At 48.7% G+C, this 12,346-nt stretch carries 5 protein-coding genes, 3 tRNA genes and 2 rRNA genes; 2 read left to right on the top strand and 8 right to left on the bottom strand.

Features of this window, described 5'->3' with window-relative positions:
* Nucleotides 1-125 precede the first annotated feature (125 nt).
* The 4 genes from P6M73_RS01740 to P6M73_RS01725 form a co-directional block, all read right to left on the bottom strand.
* Nucleotides 126-932, bottom strand: a complete 807-nt coding sequence (locus P6M73_RS01740; protein ID WP_277854440.1) for an ExeA family protein — start codon at nt 930-932, stop codon at nt 126-128.
* On the bottom strand, nt 929-2,176 hold the full coding sequence (locus P6M73_RS01735) for a DDE-type integrase/transposase/recombinase (RefSeq protein ID WP_277854439.1): 1,248 nt from the start codon (nt 2,174-2,176) through the stop codon (nt 929-931). The genes P6M73_RS01740 and P6M73_RS01735 overlap by 4 nt, the downstream gene beginning before the upstream one ends.
* 81 nt (nt 2,177-2,257) lie before the next feature.
* Complete coding sequence (locus P6M73_RS01730; RefSeq protein ID WP_277854438.1) at nt 2,258-2,776, bottom strand: DUF6431 domain-containing protein; 519 nt, start codon at nt 2,774-2,776, stop codon at nt 2,258-2,260.
* A 121-nt stretch (nt 2,777-2,897) separates the two neighbouring features.
* Entirely contained in the window at nt 2,898-4,571 is a 1,674-nt protein-coding gene (locus P6M73_RS01725) for a S8 family serine peptidase (protein ID WP_277854437.1), read from the bottom strand.
* Nucleotides 4,572-5,016: 445 nt separating this feature from the next.
* Here P6M73_RS01725 and P6M73_RS01720 point away from each other — a divergent pair, with 445 nt between their 5' ends.
* Complete coding sequence (locus P6M73_RS01720; RefSeq protein WP_277854436.1) at nt 5,017-6,099, top strand: ArsR family transcriptional regulator; 1,083 nt, start codon at nt 5,017-5,019, stop codon at nt 6,097-6,099.
* A gap of 418 nt (nt 6,100-6,517) precedes the next feature.
* Here the strand turns inward: P6M73_RS01720 and P6M73_RS01715 are convergent.
* From P6M73_RS01715 to P6M73_RS01700, 4 genes are all read right to left on the bottom strand, one after another.
* Nucleotides 6,518-6,592: transfer RNA gene (locus tag P6M73_RS01715), tRNA-Cys, on the bottom strand.
* A gap of 9 nt (nt 6,593-6,601) precedes the next feature.
* A tRNA-Phe gene (locus P6M73_RS01710) sits at nt 6,602-6,677 on the bottom strand.
* Between the two features lie 108 nt (nt 6,678-6,785).
* A 23S ribosomal RNA gene (locus P6M73_RS01705) occupies nt 6,786-9,667 on the bottom strand.
* Between the two features lie 341 nt (nt 9,668-10,008).
* Nucleotides 10,009-11,510 (bottom strand): 16S ribosomal RNA (locus P6M73_RS01700).
* The 16S and 23S rRNA genes sit together here with 2 tRNA genes alongside, the layout of an rRNA operon.
* A 697-nt stretch (nt 11,511-12,207) precedes the next feature.
* On the opposite strand from P6M73_RS01700, the gene P6M73_RS01695 reads away from it, so the two are divergent.
* Nucleotides 12,208-12,283: transfer RNA gene (locus tag P6M73_RS01695), tRNA-Ala, on the top strand.
* Nucleotides 12,284-12,346: the final 63 nt, after the last annotated feature.

Raw genomic sequence — 12,346 nt, 5'->3', positions numbered from 1 at the left:
GGACAATACACCGGCCCTGTCGGGAGTCCTCAAGGCACCGCTATGCGTTGCAGCCTTGACGGCTCCCGGGGCCGGTGTACGATGTCATTAGCCCGAATGCGCCCAGGCTTTGTATTCTGATCTGTTTATCCCAGTTCGGTTTCACTGATCGCCAGCATGACGATGTCGCTGTTGATCTCGTCAACACCCTGGCTATCACCGATGATCAGACAGGCATCACACAGCTTGTTGATGAGCCGGGGCACCCCACCTGCGGTGTTCACGATGGCCTCCAGAGCGGTGTCGGCAAAGATTCCCAGATTGGCTTTGCATTTGCTGAGCTTCTCCTTGATATAGATATTGGATTCTTCTTTGCTCATCCCTTCCATGTGGTAGTTCATGGTGATCCGCTGGCGAAGCGGCTCGTGGGCGACCAGTCGCAGGGTGTTATTCAGGGCGGGCAGTCCGCAAAGGAGGACAACGGCCCGATCTTTTGAGTCCATCTCAAAGTTGAAGATTATCTTCAGATCGTTCAAGATTTCTGTTTTGATGTAGTTGGCCTCATCCAGGACAATGACCGGAACGATGCGTTTTTCCACAGCATATCGGGTGATCTCCTCCTGGATGATCCGGAAATTATCAGCCTTGCGATATCGCGGCACCAAGCCTAACTGCTCGGCAAGATGTCGGTAGAAGTCGTTGGTCGTGACGGTGGATAAGGTGATGTAGACTACCTTATACAGGGATGGATTTAAGGCGTTAGCCCAACTTCTGACGATTGTCGTCTTGCCCTTGCCAGCGGTTCCCGTGATCAGGCCAAACCCCCGCGTCTTGAGCAGCAGATCAAGGCGGTAGTTGACCTCCTTGTATTCGGTCGTCTCGATCACCGTCTCATGCCGGGCATTTTTAAGAAACGGGTTGAATTCCAGTCCAAAGCGGCCAATGTAATTCATGCGTGGGTACCTCCGGTCAGACTGACCTTGTTCCTTTTAATATGGGCGTTATCCTGTTTGTTCAAGAGGCGGATCGGTTCGAGTTCGCCGGTGTGGCGGTTGACCAGAAAGATCTCTCTCATGTCCGGAGAATAGCGCAGCACAATTCGCTGCCAGGAATACCGGTAGTCCACCTCATACTCCTTATTGTCAATGGTGATCACATTATCCGCCGATACGCGGCGCTCGATCTGGAGCAGGAAGCTCTGTTCCAGCTGCTCTTCGGACAGACGCTTGATGAGGGGGCCATCCTCAAAGAAGCGGTCCATGGGGCAGCGATTGTCCAGGGACGAGTGCAAAGACTGATTGTAGCGTTTGACATACTCCAGCAGGGACTGGCGCAGCTCGTCCAACGAGGCGTAGTCGCTCATGTTCAGCCCTGACATCCATTGCTGTTTCATGGTCTTGAACCAGCGTTCCACCTTGGCCTTGCCTACGGGCGTGTAGGGTGGGTTATAGTTGAGCACAAAGCCGACCCGGCCTGCCAACAGGTTCATCTGGTTGTTTCGGTAGGGGCTGCCATTATCCAGCGTCAGAATCTTAGGTTTGCCGTAGCGGCTGATGGCTGACTTAAGAACCGACATGACGTTGATGTAGTTATCGTTAAAGAAGACATCGATGCCGGTGATCATCCGGGACGCATCGTCGATCAGGGCGATGATCCAGACCCGGTGTTTCTTTCCATCTACTTTCAAATGCACCCCGGTGCTGCTGTCGCCATACCACACTTCATTGGCGTGGGACCGTTCATACCGTCTCATTTCAGAGTGCGCTATCCGATCTGTCTCGAGCTTAAGCTGATTGATATACCTTGTGACCGTGGAGAGAGATACCTCTCCCCGTTTGGCGGTACCATTCTCCAGGAGCTTCTGGTGGACGATGGTCGCCGGCAGTCGGGGATACTCCCCTTTGAGATACTTGATCTGCTCGGCCATGTCGGCATCGAGCTTTCGAGAGGTGCCTTTATCGTTGCGCTTTTTCGGCATCAGACCATCAAAGCCATGTTTGCGATAGCTGTAGTACCACCTCTCCAGCGTGACAGCGGAGATGGTGGTGTCGACCCCACTGGGGGTCGTGTAGACCTTGTTTGCGGCGTCTTGAAAAAACGCCTGATTGCTGAGGGCATCCTCGGTGACCCCACTCAGGAGTGGAGCCAGGATCCCATAGCGGAACAGGGCGATTTTTTGTCGTTTGTCATCGTTCATTATGGTATCTCCTATGATAATTTACTGATCATAGCAAGTGTAATGGCGATGAGACGGCTCGTAAATGCAAGTTGTGTGGGTTCAGCAAAACAGCAGATTGGGCGTGCATTTAATCTGCATAAGCTGTCGGCCAAAGGCGCGAAAGCAGGCTGGGACGATATTTTTGTCCAGGGGGATCTGAAACGCGGTCAGCCGGGGCAGCCAATGCCGCTTAAACTGGCGGATGATGTAGCCAATGGCCGATTCGTCAATGACGGGTTGCTCCGCCATGATGGGCTCCATGCTCTCTCCAGAAAGATGTGCCTGAAGGATTTGGATCTGGTCTTTGAGCAGGATCGAGGAATAAGGGACCAGCCAATCGGGAGTCAGCGCGTGGGTCCTGTTACAAGCCTTACAGATGACTCGGTTTATTTTGAGGCGCTGATAGCCCAGCGAGACCTTGATCTTCCGGGTGTAAGAGCCGTGACGGATAAAATCCCCGCATCGACCGCAGGTGCAGTGAAGCTGGTGAAAGGGAATCTGATCAATGAGCTCGTCGTAGGCCTCTTGGTGGTCCCCTTGCGGAATTTGGTTGCTTTTTGGAGGATGAATAGTTATCATGATATCGCACCCCGAATTGGTGTACCCTGAGAAGTTAGTTCTTATCAGAAGAGTAAAAGGCAGATGCGTGCTTTCCAAGGATCGTCTGCCTTTTCGTTTACAGTAAAATAATATATTACCATTAATACAGAACAAGCATCAAACAATTTGACTGGATTTCAGTCAAGTGGTTTGATGCTTGTTCTTTGTTTAATCCGATTAAAATCCGGGATATCAACATCAGATTTCTTGCGGTTCTATACCGGTCAGTATCTTCTCCTGCCACCAGCACATTGCCCTGAATTGTAATGCTTCCTTTGTTCAGTGCCTTGCTTACGGCTGCGTAGGTGTCGACAATGCCATAGCCATAACTCATATTCGGAGAAGTCGGTTCATCTTCGTCTACCCCGGGTTTCGCGGTGGTTTTGATGATTTCCTCAATCTCAGAAACGGTCAGACCTGGATTTGCCTGTCGCAGCAATGCCACAGTCCCGGTAATATGGGGAGCCGCCATGGATGTTCCATCCTTCAGCGCATATCCCTTACCTACAATAGAGGACCGGATGGCCACGCCAGGCGCTGCTATATCCGGTTTGATTCCCTTGACGGGCTGTTCCTTTTCAAAAATGGATGGCCCCTTTTTCGAAAATCCGCCCAACCGATAATTCTTGTTTACGGCGCCGACCGCGAAGGCTTCCTTGTAGTTGGCCGGGTTTTCAATCGAGTAGGCTCCTACCCCATTATCGCCGGGTCGGGCGTTGCCGGCGGCAAAGACAGGGACGATACCGGCGGTGCGCCAGGCCTTCACGATATCCCGGTACCACTCCCGGGTCAGATTTCCGTCAGCCCAGGAACAGTTCACTACATCAGGACGGGCATTGACATCTCCGCCTGGCGCCAGCATCCATTCCCCCGCCCGAATCAGAATAAAATCATCTGTGTTTCCGGTGGAATCAAAGGTTCTGGCTGCGATGTACTTGGCTCCTGGTGCGACACCAACCTGATTCAGGCCGCTTTCTTCCGATCCGAGAATGATTCCGGCCACATGGGTACCATGTGAGAGCTGGGTATCTTCTGGAATCGGCGACTGTTCAATGAAATAAGAGGGAATTGCCTCAAACCAGTTTTTCTCCGGTTCAACAATTGTGTCCGTTGCAGCGTCATATCCCCGCCATTTCCGTTTCAATGCCGGATGACCAAACTCAACGCCGGAGTCGATGATACCCACGGTTGTGCCGGTTCCGTCAATCTGAAAATCGTTCCAGACACCTGGTGAATTCAGCATCTTAACGTTCCAGGAGATATTGGAATCCAGCGGATCCGCTTCCATGGTTTTTACCGGATCGATCATGCGACGCTTTTCATTGAGTCGGATGGTCTCGATGTTGGGATCCTTGGCGAGAGACAGAATGCTTTCCTTTGAGCCCACTACGTGAATCGCGTTGACAATGTAGGCACTTTCATAGGATTTGACATCGCCTCGTTTTTTTGCGGTTTCCAGCAGTCGAATGGCCCCATTTTGAGAAATAGCTGCCGCTTGCCGTAAATCCCCGATATACTGGTGTACCAGCATCTCACGGTTCATAGTCGATGCTGGTTTTGACAATGTCTGTTCAATCGCTGATGTATCCGACTTTTTAAAAAATGCGATTACATCATATTCCTCATGTCCTAATGCAAAGGCGGACTGGACTTTTTGATCCAGTCGCAGATCAGGCTCTGGTACTGCTGCACTTCCAGGTACGGCAAAATACGGTGCCACCATGGTGAAGAGCAGAATACAGCTGGTGATCAGTTTGTTTCCTCTTGTCCTCATAGCTCCCTCCAGATATAATGTTATTTAAAAGTGTCTACTTACATCTATATAAGTCTTCACTTTAATTACTCATAATATATCACTTAATCCCATGAGATGGAAACAGTAATTGGAAATTTTCGATAAGATACAGAGGAGTGCATTATTGATCGCCAGTTACCACGAATCCGCAAATTTATTCTTTTTTAATTATCATTTTAATAACTGTAAGCCTTATGATTCGATGAACCCGCTGTCATGGCGCATCTAAGTGGCGGCTAAATAGGGATCCACCCCGGGAATTCTTACTTATGTTGACTGACTTGATCGGATGCGACATAATTTGAAGAAATACCATTGTGCCCATCAAGAGTTTTGGATACAATGATTTCCAGCGGCAGGCGTTCCCAAAGAATCATCAGTCCGGTTACTGTTGTCTCACGATCAAATGAAAAGAGGTTTCTTGATGAATATTAGTTTTAACCCTCAGGCTGGTATTATTTTTGATATGTTTCGCGCAATGTGGATCATCAACAATGTCGAAGAAGAACTCAATTACAAAAACCGTTTTAATCTTAGTCAATTGAACGAATTCGAAACATTGATCCATGAACTGCCCGCCAAATATTCAAATCTGAAGAAGCTGTTGAGTCCATTTACCCACGGCATTATGAAACCTGAGTTTTTCCTAGATTTGCCATCTCTTTGGAATTCTAGCGAACCGGCTGATTTTCTTGTACAATATGCCAAAGCGCTCAGCAGCAAGCCCCTCTTCTTCTATACAGCTCTGCAAAGTATGCTGAATGTAGCTTCTGCGATTCCGGATCTGTCAGAATCCGACGATGTTAATGAGCAGATCATCCGATATAGTCTGAAACTGATCGATACAACAGAAAAGGGACAATCTTTAACATCGGATGTGAAATGGGATTTATTCACTATGGTTTCAAAACCTGATGATTTTCTCAGCGAATTCCTCAAAATCGCCTACCAGTTCATTCCGAAATACGAAGAAATACTGACGGCGCGAATCCAGAGCACCCACCGTCTGAACACTCAACTGAAAGAACTTCAGAAAAAAAATAAGCTGCCAGAGATTTTATCCGAAGTAAGTCAGCAACTGGACTGGTCTCAATATGAAACCATCTGCCTGACCACATCCGCAACAGTTGGGGCAAGAGTTCTGGCACAGGACGACACCATTTTCGTAATATTAGGCACCTATCAAAGTGAAATTACCTCCTCCAACTTTCATGAAATCCAGCTTCAGAAAACCTTGGAAATCATCCGTTCGATCAGCGATCCGAGCCGATTTTCAATTATTTCCAGTCTGCTCAATGCCCCGGCTGACTCTCAGGAACTTGTATCCAGAACTTCATTGACCAAGGCTAACCTGTTTTACCACATGAATTATCTTCTTGACGCAAAGCTGGTTAACGCTGACAATTCAAGTCATACCAATAAATACGAGCTAGATCTCAATGAACTCTATTATCATCTCAAAATGTTCAGTGAGTATCTAAACTACCATCTGAATATTGTTGAATAAAAAGGACTGAGCTTCTTCAATCTCCTAAGAAGCTCAGTCTTTGTAAATTTTTGTATTTCTTCAATCGGGACAGCTTCAGCAACGGCTTGGGTCCATTAGAAATCCTCCTATTTTCTCACCTCGGTCCAAACACTTTCCCGTCATTAGAACTCTCAGTAGAACCATAATCGATTGAACCGTCGATATATTGAGAGTCACCTGATTTGTGACCAAAAACTGGTCCGGCGAGTTCCCCTATAATGCTGATCCGACCTTGGGGCAACTATACTTGAGGATTTTCTTCACCGGACTGGCAGTTGATCCGGATAGCTCTGACTCCTACCTAATACCCCCAGGCTCATCTGATGGCATTAAAATAAGCATGACTGCCAGTTCGGCAGTCATGCTTAAACAGTCATCTGACTGAAAAATATTTAAATGGAGGCGCCAACCAGATTTGAACTGGTGCGTAGAAGTTTTGCAGACTTCTGCCTTACCACTTGGCTATGGCGCCATCAGAAGATGGTGGCTTCACTCGGAATCGAACCAAGGACACGAGGATTTTCAATCCTCTGCTCTACCAACTGAGCTATGAAGCCATCTTCTGGATATTGTGGAAACTTTCTACCTTTGCAATGAAAAATAAAATTGTTCCCTCAAGACTGCATATAGTTCTTCAAACGTAATTCATCATTTTTAACTTGTTTAAGATCAAGCCCTCGATCGATTAGTATGAGTCAGCTGCATGCATTGCTGCACTTACACCCCTCACCTATCTACCTTGTGTTCTTCAAGGGATCTTACTGGATTACTCCATGGGAAATCTTGTCTCAGGGTGGGCTTCACGCTTAGATGCTTTCAGCGTTTATCCCGTCCCAATATAGCTACCCAGCCATGCCGCTGGCGCGACAACTGGTACACCAGTGATTGGTCCAACCCGGTCCTCTCGTACTAAGGTCAGCTCCCTTCAAATTTCCTACGCCCGCGACGGATAGGGACCGAACTGTCTCACGACGTTCTGAACCCAGCTCGCGTGCCACTTTAATGGGCGAACAGCCCAACCCTTGGGACCTACTTCAGCCCCAGGATGTGACGAGCCGACATCGAGGTGCCAAACCTCCCCGTCGATGTGAACTCTTGGGGGAGATCAGCCTGTTATCCCCGAGGTAGCTTTTATCCGTTGAGCGATGGCCCTCCCACGAGGTACCACCGGATCACTAAGCCCGACTTTCGTCCCTGCTCCACTTGTAGGTGTCGCAGTCAGGCTCCCTTCTGCCTTTACACTCTATGGACGATTTCCGACCGTCCTGAGGGAACCTTTGGGCGCCTCCGTTACTTTTTAGGAGGCGACCGCCCCAGTCAAACTGCCCACCTAGCAATGTCCCGTGACCCGTTTCCTGGTCTCCGGTTAGAATCCCAATATCTACAGGGTGGTATCCCAACGGTGACTCCCCATGACCTGACGATCATGGTTCTTCGTCTCCCACCTATCCTGTACAGTAAATATCGAAACTCAATGCTAAGCTACAGTAAAGCTCTACGGGGTCTTTCCGTCCAATCGCGGGTAGCCAGCATCTTCACTGGCACTACAATTTCGCCGGATTTGTTGTTGAGACAGTGCCCAAGTCATTACGCCATTCGTGCGGGTCAGAACTTACCTGACAAGGAATTTCGCTACCTTAGGACCGTTATAGTTACGGCCGCCGTTTACTGGGGCTTAAGTTCATACCTTCGCTTGCGCTAAGCATTCCCCTTAACCTTCCAGCACCGGGCAGGCGTCAGCCCCTATACTTCAGCTTGCGCTTTTGCAGAGACCTGTGTTTTTGTTAAACAGTTGCTTGGGCCATTTCACTGCGGCCATGTCGCCATGGCACCCTTCTCGCGAACTTACGGGGTTAATTTGCCGAGTTCCTTAACAACAATTCTTCCGATGGTCTTAGGATTCTCTCCTCATCTACCTGTGTCGGTTTGCGGTACGGGCAGCATGTCGCTCCTTAGAGGCTTTTCTTGGCAGCGTGAACTCGGGTATTTTCGTATCTCAGAATATGCCAGAAGGGATTTGCCTCCTCTGACTCCCTCGAATACTTCGACAGGCTCTTCCAACCGCCTGTTACCCTATCCTCCTGCGTCACCCCATCGTGTTAACGCTTCATGCCGGTATCTGAATATCAACAGATTGTCCATCACCTACGCTTCTCAGCCTCGGCTTAGGCCCCGACTAACCCTGAGCGGACGAACCTTCCTCAGGAAACCTTAGATTTTCGACCTGCGGGATTCTCACCCGCATCTCGCTACTTATGCCAACATTCTCACTTCTTAACAGTCCACAGCTCCTTTCGGTACTGCTTCGCCCCGTTAAGAACGCTCCTCTACCGCGTATATTAAAATATACACCCGTAGCTTCGGTGATAGGTTTTAGCCCCGGACATCTTCGGCGCAGGATCTCTCGACTAGTGAGCTATTACGCACTCTTTTAATGAGTGGCTGCTTCTAAGCCAACATCCTAGTTGTCTTAGAAATCCCACATCCTTTTCCACTTAACCTATACTTGGGGACCTTAGCTGACGATCTGGGCTTTTTCCCTTTTGACAATGGCACTTATCTGTCACTGTCTGACTGCCGGATTAAAGTCTTTGGCATTCGGAGTTTGATAAGGTTCGGTAAGCGATATGCCCCCTAGCCCATTCAGTGCTCTACCTCCATGACTCATCATCCAACGCTAGCCCTAAAGCTATTTCGAGGAGAACCAGCTATCTCCGAGTTCGATTGGAATTTCTCCGCTATCCACAGCTCATCCCATGGTTTTTCAACACCAATGTGGTTCGGTCCTCCACGAGATTTTACTCTCGCTTCAACCTGTCCATGGATAGGTCACCCGGTTTCGGGTCTGCAACATGCAACTAGACGCCCTGTTAAGACTCGGTTTCCCTTCGGCTGCGCACCTGAAGTGCTTAACCTTGCTGCATATCACAACTCGTTGGCTCGTTCTACAAAAAGCACGTCATCACACGCTTATGGTGCTCTGACCGGTTGTAGGCACACGGTTTCAGATTCTATTTCACTCCCCTTCCGGGGTTCTTTTCACCTTTCCCTCACGGTACTGCTTCACTATCGGTCATCAGGTAGTATTTAGCCTTGGGAGGTGGTCCTCCCTGCTTCCCACCGGGTTTCACGTGTCCGGTGGTACTCTGGATCACTCTCGGTCCGTCTTCCCTTTTCGCCTACAGGTCTGTCACCTTCTATGGCGCTGTTTCCCAACAGCTTCGGCTAAGGGGCCTCTTCCCTTTCTTGAGTGTCCGCAACCCCAGAGAGCAAGCTCCCTGGTTTGGGCTCTTTCCTTTTCGCTCGCCGCTACTAAGAAAATCGATGTTTCTTTCTCTTCCTCCGGGTACTTAGATGTTTCAGTTCTCCGGGTGTGTCTTCCTATAGAGTATGGATTCCTCTATGGATGCCTTTCGGCGGGTTGCCCCATTCGGTGATCTCAGGATCACTGGCTATGTGCGCCTACCCTGAGCTTATCGCAGCTTATCGCGACCTTCTTCGACTCCTGATGCCAAGGCATTCACCATGCGCCCTTTATAGCTTGATCTTTTTTCAAGTTAATTTTTGGCTCAAGGTTGGAGCTTTCGCTCCCCTTGACGTTTTTGAATTGTTGTCAATAACTTTTCAGTTAATGACTAACTTCTCAACGAAATTGTTTTTCTACAATTTTGCTTTACGTTTTAAGAATATATGCAGTTTTCAAAGAACAATTGAGAAGAAAAAAACGCCCCACCTTCAAGAAGTCATTCTCATTAGCTGGTGTTGCAGCTGTTCTCTCAAGATTAAACAGAATACTTGGATGTACAAATCAGTAATCCTTTTATGGGAGATATCCGTGAATGGATATCCTTTTATCTCATCCATGTTGCCATGGCTGTGACTCCCTAGAAAGGAGGTGATCCAGCCGCAGGTTCTCCTACGGCTACCTTGTTACGACTTCACCCCAATCGCTGACCCTACCTTCGGCCGCTGGCTCTATAAATAGTTACCTCACGGACTTCGGGTATTGCCAACTCTCATGGTGTGACGGGCGGTGTGTACAAGGCCCGGGAACGTATTCACCGCGACATGCTGATTCGCGATTACTAGCAACTCCGACTTCATGCAGGCGAGTTGCAGCCTGCAATCTGAACTGGGGCAGGTTTTATGAGATTTGCTCCTCCTCGCGGGATCGCGTCTCTTTGTACCTGCCATTGTAGCACGTGTGTAGCCCTAGACGTAAGGGGCATGATGATTTGACATCATCCCCACCTTCCTCCCGGTTAACCCGGGCAGTCTTGCCAGAGTGCTCAACTGAATGGTAGCAACTGACAATAGGGGTTGCGCTCGTTGCGGGACTTAACCCAACATCTCACGACACGAGCTGACGACAACCATGCACCACCTGTCTTCCTGCCCCGAAGGGCTTCCCCGGTTAAGGGTAATTCAGGAGATGTCAAGTCTAGGTAAGGTTCTTCGCGTTGCCTCGAATTAAACCACATGCTCCGCTGCTTGTGCGGGCCCCCGTCAATTCCTTTGAGTTTTAATCTTGCGACCGTACTCCCCAGGCGGGGTACTTACTGTGTTTACGACGGCACAGGGGGAGTTGATACCCCTACACCTAGTACCCATCGTTTACGGCGTGGACTACCAGGGTATCTAATCCTGTTTGCTCCCCACGCTTTCATGCCTCAGTGTCAGTTACAGTCCAGAAAGCCGCCTTCGCCACTGGTGTTCTTCCTAATATCTACGCATTTCACCGCTACACTAGGAATTCCGCTTTCCTCTCCTGCACTCAAGTAACCCAGTTTGGAATGCAGTTCCCGGGTTGAGCCCGGGGATTTCACATCCCACTTAAGTTTCCACCTACGCATCCTTTACGCCCAGTAAATCCGGACAACGCTCGCCACCTACGTATTACCGCGGCTGCTGGCACGTAGTTAGCCGTGGCTTGTTTTTTGGGTACCGTCATTATCGTCCCCAATCAAAGAACTTTACGACCCGAAGGCCTTCATCATTCACGCGGCGTTGCTGCATCAGGGTTTCCACATTGTGCAATATTCCCCACTGCTGCCTCCCGTAGGAGTCTGGACCGTGTCTCAGTTCCAATGTGGCCGATCACCCTCTCAGGTCGGCTACGCATCGTCGCCTTGGTGAGCCGTTACCTCTCCAACTAGCTAATGCGCCGCGGGCCCATCTCAAAGCGGATTTCTCCTTTGATACGCTCATAATGCTAAATGCGTATATTATGCGGTATTAATCTTCCTTTCGGAAGGCTATTCCCCTCTCTGAGGCAGGTTACCCACGTGTTACTCACCCGTCCGCCGCTAGGTGTATACACCTCGCTCGACTTGCATGTGTTAGGCACGCCGCCAGCGTTCGTCCTGAGCCAGGATCAAACTCTCATGTTAAAAAGTTTGAACTAGCTTTTAGTCGATTTTTTAGTCTTGTCTGACTACTCAAAATGAATTGCTGGTTTGTTTTACCTTGTATTCTGTTTAATTTTCAAAGAACAGTTTGTTTCGCTGCCGCTTTAGGCGACTTCTATATCTTACCAACTGCACATCGCCTTGTCAACGACTTTTTTCAAAAGATTTCTCGGAGCTTGGCGCATCGTCATTCGATATGATATTGAGCTGTTTTCTTGCCCAGCGGGTACTACCAAGTTTACCCTGTTTTTCTTTGGTTTTCAACAGCAAAGTTGGGCTAATATTAAGCTCTCCTCAGATGCTGCTGTTTCAATCAATCAGTTTCAACGTTTAAAGAATAAAGTGGTGAGATGCGGCATAAGACCTCCATATATAAGATGCACAACTTCCAAGAACCAAGTTCAGTCTGCCTGTCAGAAGTCGTACGAAAGATGAAATAACATTCATTTTACCGTTCGATGTTATCTCCCTCCCTCTTATACTGCCAGCTACACAAAAAATCCAATCTGGCAGCGAGCAATCAACAAAGATATTTTCCGGTCAGCTTCATCATTCAATGCCTCGTTCCTGCTGAGATGGCACTTATTGAAGCAGAATCCATCCAGGATAACTTTTCTATTCAATTTTCTAAAATCCTATTGACAGATTATAACCAATATGGGAAACTAGGATATGTCGCGGGGGCGTAGCTCAATTGGGAGAGCGCTTGAATGGCATTCAAGAGGTAGTGAGTTCGAATCTCATCGTCTCCACCACAAAACTCTGTTCATCTGTTTATGCAGATCAACAGAGTTTTTATTTTTCTATAAATTCAGTTA

It is taken from the genome of Anaerococcoides asporogena (assembly GCF_029590275.1).
Classification (GTDB): Bacteria; Bacillota; Clostridia; order Clostridiales; family Clostridiaceae; genus JG1575.
Note: the sequence above shows the minus strand (reverse complement) of the source record. Positions and strands in the feature narration are given on the sequence as shown.

Excerpts from the sequence above, each read along its gene's own strand:
- P6M73_RS01740 (WP_277854440.1), bottom strand. The coding sequence starts at position 932 with ATGAATTACATTGGCCGCTTTGGACTGGAATTCAACCCGTTTCTTAAA.
- P6M73_RS01735 (WP_277854439.1), bottom strand. The coding sequence starts at position 2,176 with ATGAACGATGACAAACGACAAAAAATCGCCCTGTTCCGCTATGGGATC.
- P6M73_RS01730 (WP_277854438.1), bottom strand. The coding sequence starts at position 2,776 with ATGATAACTATTCATCCTCCAAAAAGCAACCAAATTCCGCAAGGGGAC.
- P6M73_RS01725 (WP_277854437.1), bottom strand. The coding sequence starts at position 4,571 with ATGAGGACAAGAGGAAACAAACTGATCACCAGCTGTATTCTGCTCTTC.
- P6M73_RS01720 (WP_277854436.1), top strand. The coding sequence starts at position 5,017 with ATGAATATTAGTTTTAACCCTCAGGCTGGTATTATTTTTGATATGTTT.